General features: G+C 64.1%; 17 protein-coding genes. 15 read left to right on the top strand and 2 right to left on the bottom strand.

Going from position 1 to position 21,388, the window contains the following annotated elements:
* Positions 1 to 245: 245 nt before the first annotated feature.
* Positions 246 to 2,528: a DEAD/DEAH box helicase gene (locus VFZ66_11500; protein HEX6289811.1), complete on the bottom strand. Its 2,283-nt coding sequence runs from the start codon at positions 2,526 to 2,528 to the stop codon at positions 246 to 248.
* A gap of 291 nt (positions 2,529 to 2,819) precedes the next feature.
* On the opposite strand from VFZ66_11500, the gene VFZ66_11495 reads away from it, so the two are divergent.
* The 15 genes from VFZ66_11495 to VFZ66_11425 all read left to right on the top strand — a co-directional run bounded on the left by VFZ66_11495 (position 2,820) and on the right by VFZ66_11425 (position 19,956).
* Positions 2,820 to 3,083: a hypothetical protein gene (locus VFZ66_11495; GenBank protein ID HEX6289810.1), complete on the top strand. Its 264-nt coding sequence runs from the start codon at positions 2,820 to 2,822 to the stop codon at positions 3,081 to 3,083.
* 61 nt (positions 3,084 to 3,144) lie between these two features.
* Positions 3,145 to 3,639: a hypothetical protein gene (locus VFZ66_11490; GenBank protein HEX6289809.1), complete on the top strand. Its 495-nt coding sequence runs from the start codon at positions 3,145 to 3,147 to the stop codon at positions 3,637 to 3,639.
* 117 nt (positions 3,640 to 3,756) lie between these two features.
* Complete coding sequence (locus VFZ66_11485) at positions 3,757 to 4,497, top strand: WecB/TagA/CpsF family glycosyltransferase (GenBank protein HEX6289808.1); 741 nt, start codon at positions 3,757 to 3,759, stop codon at positions 4,495 to 4,497.
* 62 nt (positions 4,498 to 4,559) lie between these two features.
* Entirely contained in the window at positions 4,560 to 5,660 is a 1,101-nt protein-coding gene (locus tag VFZ66_11480; protein HEX6289807.1) for an ATP-binding protein, read from the top strand.
* A gap of 158 nt (positions 5,661 to 5,818) precedes the next feature.
* Positions 5,819 to 9,106 (top strand): formate dehydrogenase, encoded by a 3,288-nt coding sequence (gene fdh, locus VFZ66_11475; GenBank protein ID HEX6289806.1) that lies wholly within the window; start codon positions 5,819 to 5,821, stop codon positions 9,104 to 9,106.
* Between the two features lie 86 nt (positions 9,107 to 9,192).
* Positions 9,193 to 10,080, top strand: coding sequence for a 4Fe-4S dicluster domain-containing protein (locus VFZ66_11470; protein HEX6289805.1), 888 nt, complete (start codon positions 9,193 to 9,195; stop codon positions 10,078 to 10,080).
* Positions 10,080 to 10,997 (top strand): NrfD/PsrC family molybdoenzyme membrane anchor subunit, encoded by a 918-nt coding sequence (gene nrfD / locus VFZ66_11465; protein HEX6289804.1) that lies wholly within the window; start codon positions 10,080 to 10,082, stop codon positions 10,995 to 10,997. The genes VFZ66_11470 and nrfD overlap by 1 nt, the downstream gene beginning before the upstream one ends.
* Positions 10,998 to 11,134: 137 nt before the next feature.
* Positions 11,135 to 11,320: a hypothetical protein gene (locus VFZ66_11460; GenBank protein ID HEX6289803.1), complete on the top strand. Its 186-nt coding sequence runs from the start codon at positions 11,135 to 11,137 to the stop codon at positions 11,318 to 11,320.
* Positions 11,317 to 11,718 (top strand): hypothetical protein, encoded by a 402-nt coding sequence (locus tag VFZ66_11455; GenBank protein ID HEX6289802.1) that lies wholly within the window; start codon positions 11,317 to 11,319, stop codon positions 11,716 to 11,718. Before VFZ66_11460 ends, VFZ66_11455 begins: the two co-directional genes overlap by 4 nt.
* Positions 11,696 to 12,592: a formate dehydrogenase accessory protein FdhE gene (locus tag VFZ66_11450; GenBank protein ID HEX6289801.1), complete on the top strand. Its 897-nt coding sequence runs from the start codon at positions 11,696 to 11,698 to the stop codon at positions 12,590 to 12,592. The genes VFZ66_11455 and VFZ66_11450 overlap by 23 nt, the downstream gene beginning before the upstream one ends.
* Before the next feature lie 456 nt (positions 12,593 to 13,048).
* The gene (locus VFZ66_11445) at positions 13,049 to 15,475 is read left to right on the top strand and encodes an ATP-binding protein (protein HEX6289800.1); all 2,427 of its coding nucleotides are present in this window, start codon (positions 13,049 to 13,051) and stop codon (positions 15,473 to 15,475) included.
* Positions 15,476 to 15,652: 177 nt separating this feature from the next.
* Positions 15,653 to 16,426, top strand: coding sequence for an SGNH/GDSL hydrolase family protein (locus VFZ66_11440; protein ID HEX6289799.1), 774 nt, complete (start codon positions 15,653 to 15,655; stop codon positions 16,424 to 16,426).
* Positions 16,427 to 16,673: 247 nt separating this feature from the next.
* Complete coding sequence (gene miaB / locus VFZ66_11435) at positions 16,674 to 18,017, top strand: tRNA (N6-isopentenyl adenosine(37)-C2)-methylthiotransferase MiaB (protein HEX6289798.1); 1,344 nt, start codon at positions 16,674 to 16,676, stop codon at positions 18,015 to 18,017.
* Complete coding sequence (locus tag VFZ66_11430; protein ID HEX6289797.1) at positions 18,014 to 19,006, top strand: type II CAAX endopeptidase family protein; 993 nt, start codon at positions 18,014 to 18,016, stop codon at positions 19,004 to 19,006. Before miaB ends, VFZ66_11430 begins: the two co-directional genes overlap by 4 nt.
* A 77-nt stretch (positions 19,007 to 19,083) precedes the next feature.
* Positions 19,084 to 19,956: a tetratricopeptide repeat protein gene (locus tag VFZ66_11425; protein HEX6289796.1), complete on the top strand. Its 873-nt coding sequence runs from the start codon at positions 19,084 to 19,086 to the stop codon at positions 19,954 to 19,956.
* Between the two features lie 147 nt (positions 19,957 to 20,103).
* On the opposite strand, the gene VFZ66_11420 is transcribed toward VFZ66_11425, so the two are convergent.
* The gene (locus VFZ66_11420) at positions 20,104 to 21,261 is read right to left on the bottom strand and encodes an ATP-dependent 6-phosphofructokinase (GenBank protein HEX6289795.1); all 1,158 of its coding nucleotides are present in this window, start codon (positions 21,259 to 21,261) and stop codon (positions 20,104 to 20,106) included.
* Positions 21,262 to 21,388 lie beyond the last annotated feature (127 nt).

Genomic DNA, 21,388 nt, shown 5'->3' with positions numbered 1-21,388 from the left:
TGGCGGCAAAAATACGATGAGATCGCGGCTACAAGGGTGTGTAGCGTCGCTGAGAGAATTCGATCGTGTTCTCACCTTCTGTCTGGCGGCTGATACTGCCGCACGCAGCAAGGCCATGTCCGCGCCGGAACATGGCCGCTGCCTTCTCGCAGCGCTGGTTGTTCGCCGGAAGCATCAGGGCGTGTGGGGTAGCGCCTCGTTTAGATTGCGTTCAGATGCAGAGCGGAGCGCCGCAGGCGCAGCGCTCACGCCTCGGCCAGCAGCGTATTCAGAATATCGAGCGCGACGGCCTTATCGAGCGGCTGGTTGCCGTTGCCGCACTTGGGGCTTTGAATACAGCCTGGGCAGCCATCGGCGCATGGACACTCGCGGATCAGATCGCGGGTCATGCGCCACCACGTTTCAAGCTCGCCGTAGCCCAGCTCGCTGATGCCGACGCCTCCGGGCACGCCATCGTAGATAAAGATCGTCGCGGCGTCGGTGTCGGGATGCCAAGCCGTGGAAACACCGCCAATATCCCAGCGGTCGCACATCGCCAGCAGCGGCAGCAGCGCGATCATCGCGTGCTCGGCGGCGTGCAGACCTCCGCGCAGATCGTGCTGCGCCTGGCGCAGCCGCTCGACGTGCGGACGCGGCAGCGTAAACCAGATCGCGTGCGTGACGAACTGCTGCGGCGGTAGCTCAAGCTCGTGATCGCTCAGCACGTCCTCTTTGTAGAGCGCCTTGCGCCGGTAGCCGACCACCGTGCGGCGCACGTCGACCTCGCCGAAGGAGGCGGTAGTGATGCCTGCGGGACGGCTGGCACGCGCCTCGACCACCTGCACATCGGTGACATCGCGCGGCTGCGTGTAGTAGCTGACCTCGGCCTGCCGCGCCGTCGCCGAGCGTGTCAGCAGGTCCAGATCGAGCACCAGATAGCTCTCGCCCTGATGCAGATAGATCGCGCCGGAATGGACCTCGAACGGCGCGCGGTTCAGCGGCACCTGCTCAAGCACATGCCCATTCTCAAGCCGCAGCTCTACCGTCTCGCCGCCCGTGGCGCGAATCGAGACATGTTCGGCGGGATAGGTGCCGATCGGCATGTAGGCCCGGCCCGACCGCTCGCGCAGTAGCTCGTCTTCGATCAGCGCGGCGACCAGTGACACGCCACCATCGCCAAACCAGGCGGCGGTTTCGTCCGGCTCCAGAGGGCGCTCGTAGGCCGCGCACAGCAGATGATCGGACAGGATATAGGGATTGTCGAGCGCGATGCGCGCCTGCTCGTGAGGCCGCGCGAAAAACTCGGCGGGATGACGCATCCAATACTGGTCCATCGGATCATCGAGCGCCACCAGCACGCCCAGGCTTGGCTCCTGCCCGCGCCCGGCTCGCCCGAACTGCTGCCATGTGCTGGCGACGGTGCCGGGATAGCCGTTGAGGATCGCCGCGTCCAGCCCGCCGATGTCCACGCCCAGCTCCATCGCATTGGTCGAGACGATCCCGATCAGCTCGCCGGTGAAGAGCGCCCGCTCGATCGCCCGCCGATCCTGGGCCTGGTAGCCCGCGCGATACGACGAGATCCGCGCGGCGATGTCGGGATGCTGCGGCTCTAGCCTGCTGCGGGCATAGCGCACCAGCAGCTCGGCGATCTTGCGCGCTCGCGTAAAGGTGATCGTCTTGATCTCACGCTCGACCAGCTCGGTAAACAGCGCGGTCGTCTCCACGTTGGTCGAGGCGCGCTGGCCGGAGGCCACATCTTGCAGCGGCGGATTCCAGAAGACTACCGTGCGCGCGCCCTGCGGTGCTCCGTTGCCGTCGATCACCGCGACATCATCGCCCAGCAGCGCGCGTAGATGCTCGTGCGGATTGCCGATCGTCGCCGAGGCAAAGATAAACTGGGGATCGCTGCCGTACATGCGGCAGACGCGCCGCAGCCGACGCAGCAGCAGCGCCACGTGCGAGCCGAAGACCCCGCGATACACGTGCGCCTCGTCGATCACCACCACCGTAAGCCGACTAAAGAACCGGCTCCAGGTCGCGTGATTGGGCAGAATACCCATATGCAGCATATCGGGATTGGAGAGCAAAATATTGGCGCTGGCGCGGATCGTCGCGCGCTCCGACTGAGGCGTATCGCCGTCATAGATCGCCGCGCGAATATGCGGCAGATGCGTGCCGGTCAGCTCGCGCAGCGCCCGCAGCTGATCCTGCGCCAGCGCCTTGGTCGGAAACAGATACAGCGCGCGGGCACGCGGCTCGGCGTGGATCGCCTCCAGCGTCGGCAGGTGGTAGCACAGCGTCTTACCGGAGGCGGTCGCCGTGACAACGCCGAAGTGCCGCCTCGCGCGCCCCAGATCGAGCGCCTGCGCCTGATGGCTGTACAGCCGCCGAATGCCCTGCGTATCGAGCGCCGCCTGCAACGGCGCGGCTAACGGTGCCGTGGACTCGGCCCACTCTGCCATGCGCGGATTGATCCGCTCAAGGTGGACGATGCGCTCCCGGTATTCGGGACGCGACTGTAACAACTGTAAGAATTCTGAAAGATGCATGAAAATTTCGTCAAAAATCCTCTTCCAAAGTGCTGCCCTGCATGCTATACTACAGCAAGTCACAGTATATCACTTGCTACCCCCCACGCCCCCTGCGCCCACGACGACGCCACCTAGCTCGCAAGTTTACTGTCTTGACTGGTCGACGAAGATCAGAAAAGAAGAAGGAGGCCCACGATGTTGGACCCCCAAGTTACTCAACTCCTTGAAACCGCAGTTAACACATCCTGCAAACTGGCTATTGTTCTCACCTTCATGGAGCATAGCTCGCTTCGCGCCACACCAGGCGAGATGGCAGCTCGCGTGTGCCGCGACATCTGGAGCGTCGAAACCGCGCTCAATGAGCTGGTAGAAGATGGGATGCTCACACTCCGCGATAAACGGTATAGCTGTGAGCCGTGTGCCGAGCGACGCGCACAGCTGGGCGTGCTACGCGAAACGTACGAGCAACCCCTGCAACGCAACGAGCTGCACATGCTGCTGCGTGAGCTGGAGCGCTACGCGCCCTATCGCAAAGAACTACCGTATCCGTTTCTCCAAACGTTCGCACTGTAGACATATTGGCCCACTTCTTGCACGCTGCTGATCCGAAGCAGAGTAGCAAGGAGAGAGCCATATGAAGATTCTCAAGCTTTTGTTCGTCGGCATGCTGCTGGTCCTGGCGGCCTGCGGGCCTGCCGAGGTCGAGCAGGGTGCCAACGAGGCCGCTTCCGCCGTCAGCTCGGCATCGATACCGCCCGGCGCGGAGCAGACCGCTGCTGCGGCGCTCAACGATCCGACCGCCCAGGCGTTGCTCGAACAGGCTGGCGCGGAGCTAGAAGGGCTCGTGCCGTCCGACCTCAGACTTCAGCGCGATCAGCCGCTAGTGCTGGATACCACCAGAGAGGTCGCGGGCGTTACTAACTATAAGTGGACGGTCAGCCAGGCTCCGGCAGGTGCCGAGAGCGCCAAAGGCCAGGTCATTCGCGAAAACTCCAACGGCAAGCTCACGCTTGAGCCAGCCGATTACGAGAAGTACTTTCCGGTTGCCGGCGACTACACGATCGACCTTGAGCTGACCTTCACGGACGGCACCAAGCAGACCGTGCCACTTGAGGTGACAGCGCCGTAGGGGACGGAAGCGCAGAACTAAGAACCGGGAGCTTGGCACCTGGAACTCGACACAGAGGCGGACCCAAACGGGTCCGTTTCGTCGTTAAGCGGGTAGAAGTTGCGGTATAGTTCAGCCATGCAACAGACGTATGCTTCGATCACCCTGCTCGACGTGCGCATCGATGATGTCTCGATGGATCAGGCGGTCGCGCGGATTGCAGCCCTGGCCCGCGACGGCAAGGCCCATCATGTGGTGACGGTCAACCCCGAATTTGTGATGGCGGCACAGCGGCATCCGGCGTTTCTCAAGACGCTCCAACAGGCCGACCTGGCGGTTCCCGACGGCGTTGGCCTGAACTTCGCCGCGCGCTGGACCGGCCAGACACTCCGCAATCGCGTGCCCGGCATCGAGCTGTGCGAGCGACTGGCGGCGCTAAGCGCCAGCAGCGGCCTGCGCCTGTATCTGCTCGGAGCCGCGCCGGGGATCGCCGAGGCCGCCGCCGCCGTGCTGAAGCAGCGCTTTCCAGGCGTGGTCATCGCCGGGTGCTACGCCGGCTCGCCGCAGCCGAGCGACGAGCCGGAGATCCACGCGCGGATTCGGGCGGCGCGGCCCGATATTTTGCTCGTGGCCTACGGCTCTCCGGCGCAGGATCTCTGGATCGCGCGCAATCAGCCAGCGCTCCAAATACCCGTGGCGCTCGGCGTCGGCGGCACGCTCGACTACATCTCAGGTCGGGTTGTGCGCGCGCCGCGCTGGATGCGCCGGCTGGGCCTGGAGTGGCTCTTTCGGCTGGTGCGGCAGCCCTGGCGCTGGAAGCGGATCTGGACCGCCGTAGTCCGCTTTCCGCTGGCGGTGTGGCGGAGCCGCCATGCATAAGTAAGTTGAGCATCAGTGCTACACTTAGCGCAGAATAATCGTGAATCAGTGCAGGAAACCATATGCGTAAATGGCCGCTGCTGTATCAAATTCTAGCCGTGAACAGCGCGATCGTCTTTCTGGGCGCTGCCGCCGGGACCACCATTACCCGCACGCTGGCGCAACAGTCGAGCATCGCGCTGACCGTGAGCTTCGCCAGCCTGGGGCTGCTGCTGAGCATCGCCGCCAACTATGTCCTGCTGCGGCTGGCGCTGCGGCCTCTGCTGGTGCTGCAAACCGTCTCCGAGCTGGTGGCCGGTGGCGATCTGAGCGTGCGCGCCGAAGAAATCAGGCACGGCGAGCCGAATCTGGCACGGCTGGCGCATACCTTCAACACCATGCTCGACCGCCTGCAGGAGGACAAGCTGGCGCTTGAGCGCTCGCGCCGTCTGACCGAGCAACTGACCCAGCAGGTGATCTCGGCGCAGGAGGAGGAGCGTCGGCGGATCGCGCGCGAGCTGCACGACGAGACGGCGCAATCGCTGGCGACGCTCGGCATCTATATCGACACGGTGCTGAGCACGGAGGCCGATCAGATGACGCCCTCGCTGCTAGGCGGGCTGGGCCGCGTCCGTGAGGTCGTCGATCGCACGCTGGGCGGCGTCCGCGCGATCATCGCCGATCTGCGGCCCTCGCTGCTGGACGACCTTGGACTGGCCGCCGCGCTGCGCTGGCAGGCGCAGCATCGTCTGGAAGCGGCGGGCCTGCGCGTCGATCTCCAGATGCGCGGCGAGGGCCGTCGCCTGCCGCCGCCGATCGAGACGGCGCTCTATCGCATCATTCAGGAGACGATCACCAATATCTTGAAGTACGCCGCCGCCTCGTACGTCGAGATCGACCTGGACTTGAGCCGCGCCGACGTGGTGACGGCGCGCATCGAGGACGATGGGCGCGGCTTCGATCGGGCGGTGCTCGGGCCAACGCCGCACGGCCAGGGCGTCGGGATCTTCGGCATGCAGGAGCGCGCTAATCTGGTCGGCGGCACGCTCCAGATCGATAGCGCGCCCGGCGAGGGCACCGAGGTGCGCGTCAGCATCCCGCTCGGCGAGGAGGTGCCGCTGGTGCATGTGCCTGAGTGCCACGCGGAAGATACGAGCCTGCGTGCCAGGGTCGGGAACGTTTAAGCGTTCGCCTATTCGACGCACCAGACGAGTTGACACGCTCCCACAAACGTACTACGATCATCGTAGCGTCCCCGGCACATTTATTGCAGCACCACGTCCCACTTTTCCTTCAGTCGATCGGCATCCTGCATCGTTCAGGAACAGAAAGGGATACCCGTATGGACCCTCTGAGCAAATCCGTCAGCCGACGCGATCTCTTGCGCGGTGCGGCAGCGGGCGGCTTCGCGCTCGGCGGCATTCTGGCGTTCGGCGCAGATCTGACCGCAGCCAAAAGCCTGGCCCAGAAGCTCAAGATCGCCGACGCGCGCGACGTGCCGAGCATCTGCCCCTACTGCGCGGTCGGCTGCGGCACACTGATCAGCGTCAAAAAAGACGCGGCTACCGGCCAGGATACGATCATCAACATCGAGGGCAACCCCGACTCGCCGATCTCTGAGGGAAATCTCTGCCCCAAGGGCGCGGCTTCGCTGCAACTGGCCGTCAACCCGCTGCGCTCGACCAGGGTCAAATATCGCGCGCCGGGAGCGACCGACTGGGAAGAGAAGCCGCTCGACTGGGCGATGGAGCGCATCGCGCAGCTTGTCAAAGAGACGCGCGACCGCACCTTTGCCGAGAGCTTCAGCACCACCGACAAAGACGGCAATCAGGTGCAGAAGCAGGTCAACCACACGCTGGCGATCGGCTCGCTGGGCGGCGCGACGATGGACAACGAGTGGAACTACGTGCATCTCAAGCTGATGCGTGCGCTGGGCATCGTGTTCATCGAAAATCAGGCGCGCATATGACACTCTAGCACTGTGCCCGGTCTGGGCTCAAGCTATGGTCGTGGCGGCGCTACGACGTTTCAGCAAGATCTGCAAAACTCCGACTTCATCATGATCATGGGCTCCAACTTCGCCGAGTGCCACCCGGTGGGCTTTCGCTGGGCGATGAAAGGCAAGGCGCGCGGAGCCAAGATGATCCATGTCGATCCGCGCTTTACGCGCACCTCGGCGATGGCCGACATTCACGCGCCGATCCGCGCCGGATCGGACATCGTGTTCCTGGGCGGCCTGATCAACTATATCCTGACCAGCGACACATATTTCCGTGATTATGTCGTCAACTACACCAACGCGGCCACGCTGATCGATCCGGCCTACCAGGATGCCGAGGAGCTGGACGGACTCTTCTCCGGGTACAACGCCGAAGGCCGCAGGTACGACTCGGCTACCTGGAAGTATCAGACCGACGCGCCGGAGGGCCAGAATCAGCCTACGCCCGCGCAGGATGAGTCACAGTCGTTCTCGGCGCGCGTGGGCAAGCTCGTCGGCGGGCGGCCCCGGCAAGACCTGACGCTTCAGGACGAGAACTGCGTCTTTCAGATCTTGAAGCGGCACTACGCCCGCTACACGCCGGAGATGGTCGAGCAGGCAACGGGCTGTCCCCAGGCGGTGTTTCTCAAGGTTGCCGAGACGCTCACGCAGAACTCAGGGCCGGATCGTACCGGCATGGTGGTCTATGCCGTGGGCTGGACACAGCATACCGTTGGCGTGCAGATCATTCGCGCCGCAACGATCCTGCAATCGCTGCTCGGCAACATCGGGCGACCCGGCGGCGGGATTCTCGCGCTGCGCGGCCACGCCACGATCCAGGGATCGACCGATATTCCGACGCTCTACAACCTGCTGCCGGGCTACCTGAACACGCCCAGCGCGCTCAAAAAGCACGATACCCTGAGCGACTACCTTGAAACTGAGGTAACACCGACCGCCTACTGGTCGAACATGCCCAAGTTTATGGTTTCGCTGCTCAAGGCCTGGTACGGCGACGCCGCGACCGCCGACAGTGACTACGGCTATGCCTGGCAGCCCAAGATCGTCGGCGACCACTCGCACATGCCGATGTTCGTCCACATGGCCGAGGGCAAGATGGAAGGCTTCTTCGCTATGGGCCAGAACCCGGCGGTCGGCGGGCAGAACGCGGGCTTTCAGCGGCGGGCGCTGGCACAGCTTAAGTGGCTGGTCGTCAAAGACATCTTTGAAACCGAAACCGCGAGCTTCTGGAAGGACTCGCCCGAAGTCGACGAGGGTAAGCTCGATCCGACCAGCATCCAGACCGAGATCTTCTTCATCCCCGCCGCCGCCGTGCCGGAGATGGACGGCTCGTTCACCAACACGCAGCGGCTTGTGCAGTGGCACGATCGGGCGGTCGATCCGCCTGAGGACGCGCGCTCCGACCTGTGGTTTACGGTACATCTGGGGCTGCGGCTCAAGGAGCTGTACCAGGATAGCGCTAATCCGCGCGACGCCGGGATCAAGGCGCTGACCTGGGACTACATCGACGAGGAAGAGAACGCGCCGTGGCGGATCAAAGACGAGCCATCGGCCACGCGCGTGGTCAAAGAGATCAACGGCTACTTCACCGACACGGGCAAGCCGGTCAGGGGCTTCGGCGATCTCAAGGACGACGGCACAACCGCCTGCGGCGGGTGGATCTACTCCGGCATCTACGCCCCCGACGACGCGAATCCCGACGGCGTTAACCGCGCGGCGTCGCGCGAGAAAGGCCGCTGGATCTCGCCCAAGTGGGCCTTCGCCTGGCCTGCCAACCGTCACCTGATGTACAACCGCGCCTCGGCTGATCCGGCGGGCAATCCGTGGCCCAAGGAGGCGCGGCTGGCGCGCGAGTTCGATCCGTCGGGCGCGGCCAAAGGCTTTATCTGGTGGGACCCCGACGGCGAGACGAGGGACGCGCAGGGCAACATCATCAAAGGCAAGTGGACCGGCATCGAGGGCGAGGTGCCCGATTTTCCGGTGACGAAAGCGCCCACGGCGCAGCCCAAGCCCAACGGTGTCGGCCTGGACTTCCACAGCGGCGCAGATCCGTTCATCATGAAGGCCGACGGCAAGGCCTGGCTGTTCGCGCCGTCGGGCCTGACCGACGGGCCGCTCCCGACCCACTACGAGCCTGCCGAGTCGCCGGTGGAAAATATGCTCTACACGCAGCAGAACAACCCGGTCTACAAGCACTACGATGTCGAGGGCAATGCCCTGGCGAAAACGGGCGATCCGGCCTACCCACACATTCTGTCAACCTATCGGCTGACGGAGCATCACCTGAGCGGCTCGATGAGCCGGTGGGTGCCGTGGCTGGCCGAGCTTCAGCCTGAGCTGTTTGTCGAGATCAGCCCGGAGCTGGCGCAGGAGAAGGGCATCCGTAACACGCAGATGGTCAAAATCTCGACGCCGCGCGCGACGATTCGGGCCAAAGCGCTCGTGACCAAGCGGATGCGTCCGTTCAACATCGGCGGCAAGATCGTGCATCAGGTGGGCATGCCCTGGCACTGGGGCTACAAAGGCATCGCGCGAGGTGATGTCGTCAACAACCTGGCCGCGATGGTCGGCGATCCCAACGTCCAGATCCACGAGGCGAAGGTCTTTGTGTGTAATGTGGAGCCGGAATAGGAGAACAAAGAACAGAGAACAAAGAACAACATACGCAGCTTCTTTGTTTGTTCTTTGTTGGCTTGTTCTCCGCGAGGAGCAGCCCAATGAGCCAGCCCATGGGTTTTTACACGGATACATCGGTCTGCATCGGCTGTAAGGCGTGCCAGGTCGCCTGCCACCAGTGGAACGATCTGGAGGCCGAGCTTGCCGAGCAGCCAGCGGCGGACGGCAGCAATCCCGGCGCGACGCGAGCGCTGACCGGCATGAGCTACGACAACACCGGCTCGCTGTCGGCGGTCAACTGGCGACATGTCAGGTTCATCGAAAAGTCGGAGCTGAACGGCCAGGCCAGCTACGAGCCCACCGACGCCAGCCGCGATAACCTGCAATGGCTGATGATGTCGGATGTGTGCAAGCACTGCGTCAACGCGCCCTGCCTGGATGTCTGCCCCACGGGCGCGATCATGCGCACCGAGTTCGACAGCGTCTATATCCAGCAGCAGGTCTGCAACGGCTGCCGCGACTGTATGGCCGCCTGTCCCTTCGGCGTGATCCACATGAGCGGATCGGAGAACGAGGGCAAGGGCACCGCCAAAAAATGCACGCTGTGCTACGATCGGATGCAGCACGGCCTGACACCGGCCTGCGCGCAAGCCTGTCCCACGGCATCGATCCAGTTCGGGCCGATCGAGGAGCTGAGGCAGCGCGCCGACGCCCGCGTCAAGCAGCTTCACGATCAGGGCTTGACCCAGGCGCGGCTCTACGGTGCCGACGAGCAGATCCTGGGCGGCCTCAACGCCTTCTATCTGCTGATGGACGAGCCCGAAGTCTATAGCCTGCCGTCGAATCCCAAGCTGCCGAGCCGCACCGTGCTGCCCTCGTCGCTGTGGAGCATCGGCAGCGCGCTGGCAATGGCCGTGATCGGGCTGGTCAGCTTCCGCAAGCGGCGCATGGATCGTTTCGCAGAGGAGCGTCGGGAGGAGGTGCGCTAATGCCCGTCGATCGAATCGTCGCCTCGCCGCACTGGGAATGGTGGCTGGTCTTCTACTTTTATCTTGGCGGCATCGCCGCCGGAGCCTATTTCATGGCCGCGCTGATCGAGCTGATCGGCTCCGAGGAAGATCGCGAGCTGGCGAAGGTCGCGTACTATCTGGCCTTTCCGCTGGTCGCGATCTGCGGCATCCTGCTGATTCTGGACCTGGGACGGCCTGAGCGCTTCTGGCACATGCTGATCCAGTCGGAAACCTTCTGGCCGATGTTCAAATACTGGTCGCCGATGTCGGTCGGATCGTGGGCGCTCTTCATCTTTGGCGGCCTCTCGTTCCTCTCCTTCCTGGGCGTGCTGGCCGAGGATCGGCGCTTCGGCCTGGGACGCTTCAGCAATCTGGCGCGCTGGCTGCATCGCGGCCCGATCGGCCTGGGCTTCGAGCTGCTGGCGGCGGGCGTGGGCTTTTTTATCGCCTCGTACACCGGCGCGCTGCTGACCGCGACCAACCAGCCGTTCTGGAGCGATAGCCCGCTGATCGGCGCGCTGTTCCTGGCATCGGCGGCCTCGACGGGCATCGCGACGATGCTGCTGCTACGGCGGCGCTCAACCTCGCGCGGCTCGCTGGAGCGCCTCGAAACCGCCGACTCGCTGGCGATCGGGCTGGAGCTGCTGCTGATCGGGGCCTTTTTTGTCTCGCTGGGCGCGCTCGCCATGCCGCTGATCCGCAGCCGCTTCGGGCTGCTGCTGCTGATCGGCACCGGCCTGCTCGGGCTGCTGCTGCCGCTGGCGCTGCGCTTCATGCCGCGTCTGCGCGGCGGTCAGAACATGGTGCTACCGGCGATCCTGGTGCTGATCGGCGGGTTTATCCTGCGCTACAGCATCCTGATGGCCGGGCAAGAGCTGACGATCGCCGGACGATGACGAAAGAACCAAGAACCAGGAACCAGGTCCGAGAGAACAAGGGATCAGGGCGGGTGCCCTTTGGGCGAAGGAACAAGCGCGAGAACCCTGAACTCGAAACTCGAAACTTGAAACTTGAAGCTCGAAAGAGGAGACGCATGCCACACCTCACCACTCAGACCGCGCGGCGCGTGCTGCTGCTGCTGGCGCTGCTGGCGGCGCTGGCAGGCTGTGGTCCGGAGGCGGGCCGCGCGCGCGGCGGCGGGCCGGGCGCGGACCCCGGCAATTACACCGAGGACTTCAGGCCGCGATCGAAGGTCTTTGTGGGAGAATCGCAGCCATGAGCGGGCCGGGCCAACCGGATGATCGCGAGGATCTGGCAGCGCCGCTCCGACCCGCCGATCTGGCCTATCTCTTGCTGGCGGGCGGCGATCTGCTGCCGCGTCAGCGCGCCCGCGACCAGCAGGCGGATCTGGCGGGCATGGAGCTGAAGCGGCGGGTGCTGCATCAGCTTGTCGCGCTCGATCCCGAGCCGGACGCGCTCGACGCCGCGCTGGAGCGGATCATCGCCGAGATTGGCCCGCCCTACGGCCCTACTCGCGGGATTTGCCTCAACGTGCGCTACGACTGGGAAGCCGCCATCACCTCGCCGCAGTTCGTCGCCTGGCTGATCGATGAGGCCGTGCGCGCGGGCGAGGGCCAACGCAGAGGAAAGAAACGTGCTCCGCAATCCGATCAGTAAATTCCTCGATCGCCACAAGCCGCTACGGGCCGACGCCGAGCAGGCGCTACATCAGCTTGCGCGGCTCGCCGAGGAGCGCCCCGACCTGGCAGCGCTGGCGACGACTCACGCGGCCTTGCTGCGCGTGGCGTTTCGCGACACGCCGCCGTTGCCGCAGCTTACGCTCGATCCGGCCCACGCCGCAACCAAGCTGGCGGCGGGCGTGCCGCTGCTGCGCGGCGAGTCGCTGGCGCTGGATCACACCTGGCTCCACGAGCGCTTCCGGCAGCTCTGCGGCGCCCTTATCGAACAGCCCGCCGCCGATAGCACCGCCGCGCGTGCGCTGAGCCAGGCCGCGCAGCGCGGCGCGCTCGATGTACCTGGCCTGGCCGTCGAGGTGCTGGCTGGAGATCCCGGCGCGGTTGCCGATCATGCCGCGCGCCTGGACCTGGATGCGGGGCTGGCCGCGACGCTGCTGCGCTGGACGCTGCTGCCGACCCTGGAGCAGGTAGCGCTCCGGCTTCAGCCGCTACGGCAGCCGATCGACTGGCAGCCGGGCTACTGTCCCACCTGCGGCGCGTGGCCCTTGCTGGCGGAGCAGCGCGGCATCGAGCAGGCCCGCGTGCTGCGCTGTGGCCTGTGCGCGAGCGGCTGGCCGCTGGAGCGGCTGCGCTGTCCCTTCTGCGGCTCGCGCGCCCACGCTGACATCGCCTACCTCTATGAAGAGGCGCAGGAAGCGACTCAGCGCGCCGTTACCTGTGAGCGCTGCCATTGCTACTACAAAACCATCGCCACGCTCACGCCGCTCACGACACCGCAGCTTCTTGTCGCGGATCTGGCAACGCTGCATCTGGATCTCGTGGCGTTGGAGCGGGCTTACGCGCCGCCCGCTTAAGCCCGGCAGCGGCGCGCGGCTCCATGTGTTTCGTGCTCCTGTCAGTCCCAGCGCTGGGGCGGCGCAGGGCCAGAATCGAGCGCCGGACTACTGGCCGTCTATATCTTGTGTTAAATTTGTGCTACAATGGGTGGCAATACGACAGCTAGTGTATCGGGCATTGGATAGGAGCGTGACTCCGGCACCCCATCCTCTTTAATATATGCCCAGGCATCGACATTTCCCACAAACACATAGGCAAGAGGCTTTTCGTCGCTATCAGGCCATCGGGCTTGCTTCTTGAGGACAACGGGAACAACTCGGCATCCCCTCACCCCCCAAACTTAAGTGCCGAGCTTATGAGGTCGTACCAGCGGTCTGTACCAGCCTATGCTACAGCAGCTCGAACAGATCTCGATACGCTTGGCGTGGGCTACAACGGGCAAAACAGAATAGATCGGGGCAAGGAGCCGAGCCATGTCTACCTCCTTGACAGTCGAACGTAAAAGACTCACTATACATCGCTGGCCGCCACGAAAAGGCCCTCTCATCACGCTCGTCGTCGCGCTGATCAGCGAGGTTATGTCGCGGACGCTGCTCGACATTCCATTGGTCGCGCCGTTGTTCCTGCCGATTGTATACACTGCCTTTCGAGAAGGACGTGAAGCAGGGTTGATCAGCGCCGGGATCACGGTGCTGTACGCGCTCTATATCTTTGCAATACCGGGTCAGCCGCTCCACTATACGTTCAACGGCATGATCCGCGTCGCCGTGGTCGTCGGCACCGCGCCTGGTCTGGCTGTGCTCGTCGGAATGTTCAAGAATCGCGTGGAACGCGAATATACTGAGGCGCTCCGTATGCAAGATTACCAAAACTTGCTGCTCCAAAGCGTCAACGATGCAATTATCGCCACCGATATTGACCTTCAGATCCAGATCTGGAATCCGGCGAGCGAGATGATCTACGGCTGGCAAGCAGCCCAGGTGCAAGGGAAGGCGATCGACGAGGTGATTCCGATCCTGCGCTACGGCGACGGCAGCAGCCGAGAGCAGGCGCTTGCCATGCTCAAAGAGCAAGCGCATTGGAGTGGCCGCGTTGTTCAGCGGCATCGCGACGGCCACGAGCTACAGATCGAGACGGCGATGCGCGCGATCTACGATGCCGACCGTCGCGTGATCGGCTATGTCTCAGTCAATCGTGACATCACCGAGCAGCAGCACGCACGCGCGGAGCGCGAGCGGCTGCACCAGCAGTTGGAGAGCGAGCGGGCACGCTTCGAGGCGGTGCTGTGCCAGATGCCCGCAGGCGTTGCTATCGCGGAAGCCCCCTCTGGAAAGTTGGTCCTCGGCAACGAGCAACTGGCGCGCATTCTGCGCTATCCCTTCTTCCCGGCAGCGAACATCGCGGAGTACGATCGCTACCGGGGCTTTCACCACGACCGACGCCCGTACCAGGCCGAGGAGTGGCCCCTGGCGCGCTCGATCCTCACGGGAGAGGTTGTCGTCGACGAGGAGATCGACGTGCTGCGCGGCGATGGAACGACGGGCACGATCTGCGTCAGCTCCACGCCGATCCGCGATCGACACGGCAACATCACCGCCGCCGTCAGCACCTTTTACGATGTCACCGAGCGCAGACGCGGCGAGGAGCATCAGCGCTTCCTGGCGCAGGCGGGCAGCATCCTGGCCGACTCGCTCGATTACGAGTCGACGATCGCCAGCGTCGTCCACCTTGCGATCCCGCATCTGGCCGACTGGTGTATCGTTCACCTGCTCGGAGAGGACGGCACGCTCCAGCGTCCGGCGGTCGCGCATGTGAACTCAGATCTCGAAGGGCTGATCCGCGAGATCCAGCGTCGCCGCCCGATCGACGACGACCCGGAAAGTCCGATCATGGAGGTGCTGCACAGCGGACGCGCACAGATGGTGTCGGAGGTATCCGACGATCAGCTACGCTACGTCAGCTACGACGAGGAGCATTATCAGGCGTTGCAGCGGTTGGGCTTCAAGTCCTACATGATCGTGCCGCTGCTCGCGCATGGGCGGACGCTTGGCGCGGCCACGTTTGTCTCGGCCAACCACTGCTACACCGATGACGATCTGGCGCAGGCGGCGGAGCTGATGCGCCGCTGTGCACTCGCCGTCGACAACGCGCGGCTCTACCGCGAGGCACAGCAGGCGGTGCGCACCCGCAACGAATTAATCTTGATCGTCTCCCACGATCTCAAAAATCCCCTGAGCGCGATCAAAGGCTACGCCAATTTCTTGCAGCGACGCGGCGGGCGCGATCTGCCGGGTGTCGATTGGCTTGAAGATGGCCTGTCGAAGATCGACGCCACGACCAAGAAGATGACCGGGCTGCTCAACGAGCTGCTCGATTTTGCCCGGCTTCAGGAAGGCCAGACGATCGATCTCGATCTGCTGCCGACCGATCTGGTCGCGCTTGTCCGGCAGACCGTCGCAGAGTATCAGCAGGCAACCGATCACCACCAGATCAGCGTGGTCGCCGACGTGCCCTCCTTAGTCGGCCTGTACGACACGTCGCGGCTGGAGCGGGTGCTGGCGAATCTGCTGTCCAACGCGATTAAGTACAGCCCCGACGGCGGCGAGATCACGGTCGAAGTGACGCAGGTGGCAGCACCCGAAGCCCATGTGCTGATCAATGTTCGGGATCATGGCCTGGGCATTCCCGCGAACGACCTGCCGCATATTTTCGAGCCATTCCATCGCGCGCATAACGTGGTCGGGAGAGTGCGCGGGACAGGAATCGGCCTGACCAGCGCCAAGCAGATCGTCGAGCAGCACGGCGGCACGCTCACGGTCCAGAGCGCCGAGGGCAGCGGCTCGACCTTTACGATTCGGCTGCCGCTCACAACTGTCACGCCCGACGATCAGCCGCTCTGACAGGCGTCAATCCCACCGACAACCCGCGCTCTGCCCTGAGCCGGGCGCGCCGCAGACCTGCGAGCCGTCAAGGCTTCGATCGTGCTGATCACCGCCGCGTACCATCACGCCTGCCTCGTTCACACTTGGTAACAGATGCAGCCCGGCCCGCCGATTGGTTCGGGCTATAATGTCTCTATGCGACGCTTTTTGATCCCTTCTCTGATTCTGCTGACTGTATTGCTCAGCGGCGGCTGGTACTGGGCACGGACCCAGGCTGCTGCTCGCTCATACACGCCCACAGGACCCGGCGAGGTCTATCTTGCGCTCGGCGACTCGCTGGCGGCTGGCTTTATCGTCGAGCAGCCCCAGGAGGCCTATGTCGCGCGCATAGCCGCAGCGCTTCAGGCCCGGCAGCCGATCGAGGTGCGCAACTTGGCGATCCCCGGCGAGACGAGCGCATCGCTGCTGCGCCGCCAGCTGCCGCAGGCGCTGGCGTTTATCCGTGAGCAGCGCGCCGCCGGGAAGCGCGTCAGCCCGATCACCCTCGACATCGGCGGCAACGATGCGCGGGCGGTCCAATCCGCCTCGGACGAGGCGCGTCGCCGCATGATCGCGACGATCGAGGCGAACATCGGCACCACGCTCGACCAGCTGATCGCCGCGACCAGCACCCGCCTGGGCGGTCGCACCGCCGACATCGCGATCATGACCTACTACAATCCGTTTCCGGGCGACCCGGCGGACCAGACCACGCCCGCGTACTGGAGCGCACAGCTCAACGGGGCGATCACGCGGGCAGCCACGGCGCGCGGCGTGGCCGTAGCCGATGTGGATCGCGCCTTCGCCGGGGGCAGCGTCTACCGCTACACCTACATCGCGGCAGGCGACGTACATGCCAACGCCGCCGGCCATGCTGTGATCGCCGAGCGCTTTTTGCAGGCGCTACAGTATCGAGAAGGAGACGGATAAACCAAGAACTGAGAACCAGTGGCTCCCCTTCTCCTATGCCGCAGGAGGTGCCCTTTGGGCCTGGAGAAGGGGCTGGGGGATGAGGGCCTGAGCACAGAACTCGAAACGTCTTCCCCCGACCCCTTCTTCCCCTGCCCGGCGAGCGGTTTAGGCGTATGTTATAATGCTCGCTTACAGAAAAGCGTGTGTGTAGCGGGGAGCAAGGCCGCGCGGCTAGCGTGGCGTGCTGTCCGCATGGGTGTTTGCGATGGGAAAATATCATATCTGGACCGTCGGCTGCCAGATGAACGTCTCCGACTCGGAGCGGCTTGAGGCAGCGCTGCAAGGCGTCGGCTACTCGCCTACCGAGCAGGCCGAGGACGCCGATTTTATTGTGTTGAACTCGTGCAGCGTTCGCGAGAGCGCCGAAGAGCGGATCATGGGCAAGCTCGGCTCGCTGGCACATCTCAAAGAGCAGAAACCAGATACCACGATCGTCTTGTGGGGCTGTATGGTCGGCCCGGATAACCAATCGATCTTCAAAAATAAGCTGCCGATGGTCGATCATTTCGTGTCGCCCAGCGCGGTCGATGAGGTGATCGCGCGGGTGCCGAACCCGGTCTACTCGTTCGACGAGCCGGTGCTGCCGATCGCCGACGACAAGCACCCGCCCGTGCATGTGTACGTGCCGATCATCTACGGCTGCAACATGAGCTGCTCCTACTGCGTGATCCCGCTGCGGCGCGGTCGTGAGCGGTCGCGGCCCATCGCGGAGATCGCCGAGGAATGTCGGCGCGTGGTGGCCCGTGGCGCGAAAGAGATCACGCTGCTGGGCCAGATCGTCGACTCGTACGGCCACGATCTGCCGGGCCGCCCCGACCTGGCCGATCTGCTGGAAGTCGTCCACGAGACGCCCGGCCTGCTGCGGCTGCGCTTCCTGACCTCGCATCCGGCCTGGATGACGCAGAAGCTGATCGATACCGTAGCGCGGCTGCCCAGGTGTATGCCGGAGATCAACCTGCCGGTGCAGGCCGGTCACAACGCGATCCTCAAGATCATGAAGCGCGGCTACACCGTCGAGCGCTACAAAGACCTGATCGGGCGGATTCGCGCGACGATCCCCGACGTGTCGATGACCACCGACATCATCGTCGGCCATCCGGGCGAGACTGACGAGTACTTCCAGGCAACGCTCGATCTGGTCAGCGAGATCGGCTTCGGCAAAGTGCATATCGCCGCCTTCTCGGCCCGACCGGGCACGCCCGCCGCCGCGATGGAGGCCGACGAGGCGCTGGCGGTGCCGTACTGGAAGAAGCAGCTCCGGCGTGTCGAGCTGGAGCGCGCGCAGACGGCGATTGCCACCGCGCAGAACGAGCGCTACATGGGCCAGACCGTCGAGGTGCTGGTCGAGGAGCGCGCCAAGGGCAAGTGGCGCGGACGGAATCCACAGAACAAGCTGGTCTACTTTGAGGACGCCGCCGACTGGACCGGGCGGCTGGCGAGCGTTCGGATCACGCGCACCGGCCCGTGGTCGATGAGCGGCGATCTTGTCGACGGCCCGGCGCTGGAGCAGGCGCAGCCCCGGCGGCACGTAGCGATGGTGATCGAGTGATAGCCGAACCCTATACCGTGCCGGATGGGCCAGCGGAGCAGCTACCGCCCGCGCCTGCCAGGCCCAGGTGGCCGCTCGCCACGTGGATCATCCCCGACGGCATTATTGCGCTGCTGGTGACGTTCATCCTGTCGTTCGCGGTGATCATCGCCTGGATTGGCTTTCAGGTTGCCGGTGGAGCCGACCTTCAGGGGCTCTTCGGTCCTAACGGCACGACGCTCCCGATGAGCCTGCTGTTCGGGCTGCTGGCGGCGCAAAATCTGGCCTTCGCGGGAGTGGTGCTGCTGCGCACGCGGGTGCTTCGCAAGCTGCCGCTCCACTGGATCGGCCTGACCGCGCCGCGTCCGCTGCGGCTGATCGGCTGGGGCGTGCTCTTCGGCCTGCTGTTCGTCACGCTCAACTTCATCGTCGGCTGGATCTTCGCCTACTTCGGCATCGAGAGCGATCAGGCCGATCTCTTCCAGCTTCAGCCGGGCGATACCGTCGGGCAGGCGCTGATGTTCATCGGCGCTGTCGTCGCCGCGCCGATCGGCGAGGAGCTCTTCTTCCGGGGCTACATCTTCAAGGCGCTGCGCGAAAATAGCGCGCGTCGGACGATCGGGATCATCGCGATCCAACTGCTGCTGGTGCTCGGCCTGCCGATCCTGGCGATCGTCGGGTTTGGCTTTTACACCTGGAGCGATGTCGGGCTGCTGGTCGTCAGCCTGGCGGTCGCGCTGGTCGTCTCGGCGCTGGTGCCCTCGATGCGGGTACGAGCCTATCTGCTCAGCTCGGCGCTCTTTGCGGTGGTCCATCTCGGCGGCATCACGCAGGGCGCGGTCGCGCTGCTGGCGGCGACCTTTATCGGCGGCCTGTGCCTGGCGGGCGCGTTCGATCGGACGCAATCGCTGCTGCCGAGCATCATCGCGCACGGGATCAACAACAGCATCGCGTTCGGGCAACTGCTGTACTGCGTCAACACGTACGGCTCGGTCCAGAACTGCGGCTAAGCACGATCGATCGTCGGGGAAGGCAGCGGCCCGTTCCCGATCGATGATGGATACAACTATAGACAGGGAGAACAGGGTTGACGAAGCAAGATGAACGAATGCGCCTGCGCAAACGCCTGGTCGAGCGGGCGATCGAGCACGCGGCGAATAATCAGTGGGAAGACGCGATCAACGATAATCTGCGGCTATTCGATCTGGGCAAAGACGCCGAGACGCTCAACCGTCTGGGCAAGGCGTACTTCGAGCTGGGCAAGTACGATAAAGCGCTTGAGTACTACCGCGAGACGCTCCAGCACTATCCCTCAAACGTCATCGCGCGCAAGAACGTGTCGCGGCTGGAGCAGTTGCAGAACATCGAGGGCGGCGTCGATCTGAGGACCGAGCGCAAGCATGCCGATCCGCAGATCTTCATCGTCGAGACGGGCAAGACCGCGCTGACGACGCTGACCGGTATCGCGTCGAGCGATGTGATCGCCAGCCTGACGATCGGCGAGGACCTGAAGATCGAGCACGACGGCAAGAACGTGCGGCTGTTCGACGGCGAGGGACGGCTGATCGGCTCGCTTGAGCCGCAGCTCGCGCAGCGCTTGATCCAGATGATCGAGGGCGGCAACAGGTACGTCGCGGTCGTCGCCAACGTCGAGGCTGGCCTGGTCAAGGCGCTGATCCGCGAAATCTACCAGGCGCCCTACCAGCGCATGCGGGTATCGTTTCCCGGCAAGCTCGGCGGCGACATCGCGCACTTCCGCACCTACGTCCGCGACACGCCGCTGCGCTACGAGCTTGATACCGACGACCTGCAAGAGGACGACGACCTGACCGAGGACGAGGTTGGCGACGAGGCCGACGAAGATTTCTTCCGTGGCGACACGCAGGACGAGGAGGAGGTTGGCCTGGAGGAGATCGAGGCCGATCTTTCGCCCGACGAGGACGAGGAAGAAGAGTCCTAGATTCGCTGGTCGATCGATTCATAATCGTAGGGGCACGGCGCTGCCGTGCCCTTTTTGATCAGTCGATCACCGCCTGGCCGCGATGATGGTTGCGGATACACCGTCGGGGCGTCTTGCGCCACGCTCCTCCGACGTTATTTGCACCGATCAATACAAAAACATCGGCTTGCCCAGAATATGCGTCACGCGCGGGCGATACGTCGCCGCGTCGTACAGCTCGGCCACATCCACGCGCTTGGTGCCCTGCGCCATCGTATCGACCGGCACGGTGGTGTACATGCCGTTTTGCAGCGCGACCATTCGCCCGCTGTGGCCCTGGAGCACCTGATCGACCGCCAGATTCGCGTACGAGATCGCCACCATCCGATCGAGCGAGTCGGGCGCTCCGGCGCGCATCAGGTAGGCGAGCTGCTGGTGAACGATCTCTACGCCCGTGATCTTCTTCAGCGCCTCGCCGGTGATCATGCCGATGCCGCCGAGCTTTTTGTGGCCGTAGGCATCCTCCTGGCCGTACTCCACCACCTGCCCGCCGATCATCGACGCGCCCTCGGAGATCACGCAGATCGCGTAGTTAGAGGGATTGCGCCGCTGATCTTGCACCAAAAAGGCTCCCAGCCGCTCGATGTCGAAGGGCACTTCGCTGATGATCGCGCGGTCGACATCCGCGAGATACGCCGAGATCAGCGCGGTTTCGCCTGAGTTGCGGCCAAACAGCTCGATCACCGCGATGCGCTCGTGCGACCCCGTGGGCGTGCGCAGCGCGTTGATGAACTCGACCGAGCGCGTCACCGCCGTCGAGAAGCCGATGCAGTAGTCGGTGCCGAAGACATCGTTGTCCATCGTCTTGGGAATCGCTACCACACGCACGCCCTCCTGGTGCATGCGGACGGCGTAGCTCAGCGTGTCGTCGCCGCCGATCGGGATCAGCGTGTCGATGCCCAGGCGCTCCAGCACTCGCAGCACATGCGGCGTACAGTCGGCGTGGTGCTTGCCTTCAGGGATCGGAAATGTGTCTTTGAGAAACGCGGGCATCATCGTAGGCCGCACCCGGCCCGGATTGGTCCGCGAGGTATGCAGATGCGTGCCGCCGTAGCGATCGATCGTGCGGACATCGGCGCGCGTGAGCGGCTGAATACACTCGGCGCTGCCGGTTTCGTCGTCGAGATTGTAGTTGAGCAGGCCGCCCCAGCCGCGCCGAATACCGACGACCTCGATGCCTGCATCCGCCGCCCGATTGACTACCGCCTTGATACATGGATTGAGCCCCGGCACGTCGCCGCCGCCGGTCAGAATACCGATTTTCATGATTTCTCCTCACTGTGACAGGAACAGCGCTCGTCCTCTTCGACGGGCGTGTACGGCACGGAGGCGACGTTGCCAGCAGCGCACGAACGATGTGCTCCGCCATGCCGGATGATCACCAATCAAACGT

Source organism: Herpetosiphonaceae bacterium (assembly GCA_036374795.1).
GTDB lineage: Bacteria > Chloroflexota > Chloroflexia > Chloroflexales > Kallotenuaceae > LB3-1.
The sequence above is the reverse complement of the archived record's forward strand: the minus strand, read 5'-3'. Positions and strand labels throughout refer to the sequence as shown.

What these genes read in the sequence shown, in the direction of transcription:
- VFZ66_11500 (HEX6289811.1), bottom strand. Translation starts at nt 2,528, where the DNA reads ATGCATCTTTCAGAATTCTTACAGTTGTTACAGTCGCGTCCCGAATAC.
- VFZ66_11495 (HEX6289810.1), top strand. Translation starts at nt 2,820, where the DNA reads ATGGCAGCTCGCGTGTGCCGCGACATCTGGAGCGTCGAAACCGCGCTC.
- VFZ66_11490 (HEX6289809.1), top strand. Translation starts at nt 3,145, where the DNA reads ATGAAGATTCTCAAGCTTTTGTTCGTCGGCATGCTGCTGGTCCTGGCG.
- VFZ66_11485 (HEX6289808.1), top strand. Translation starts at nt 3,757, where the DNA reads ATGCAACAGACGTATGCTTCGATCACCCTGCTCGACGTGCGCATCGAT.
- VFZ66_11480 (HEX6289807.1), top strand. Translation starts at nt 4,560, where the DNA reads ATGCGTAAATGGCCGCTGCTGTATCAAATTCTAGCCGTGAACAGCGCG.
- VFZ66_11470 (HEX6289805.1), top strand. Translation starts at nt 9,193, where the DNA reads ATGAGCCAGCCCATGGGTTTTTACACGGATACATCGGTCTGCATCGGC.
- nrfD (HEX6289804.1), top strand. Translation starts at nt 10,080, where the DNA reads ATGCCCGTCGATCGAATCGTCGCCTCGCCGCACTGGGAATGGTGGCTG.
- VFZ66_11460 (HEX6289803.1), top strand. Translation starts at nt 11,135, where the DNA reads ATGCCACACCTCACCACTCAGACCGCGCGGCGCGTGCTGCTGCTGCTG.
- VFZ66_11455 (HEX6289802.1), top strand. Translation starts at nt 11,317, where the DNA reads ATGAGCGGGCCGGGCCAACCGGATGATCGCGAGGATCTGGCAGCGCCG.
- VFZ66_11445 (HEX6289800.1), top strand. Translation starts at nt 13,049, where the DNA reads ATGTCTACCTCCTTGACAGTCGAACGTAAAAGACTCACTATACATCGC.
- VFZ66_11440 (HEX6289799.1), top strand. Translation starts at nt 15,653, where the DNA reads ATGCGACGCTTTTTGATCCCTTCTCTGATTCTGCTGACTGTATTGCTC.
- miaB (HEX6289798.1), top strand. Translation starts at nt 16,674, where the DNA reads ATGGGAAAATATCATATCTGGACCGTCGGCTGCCAGATGAACGTCTCC.
- VFZ66_11420 (HEX6289795.1), bottom strand. Translation starts at nt 21,261, where the DNA reads ATGAAAATCGGTATTCTGACCGGCGGCGGCGACGTGCCGGGGCTCAAT.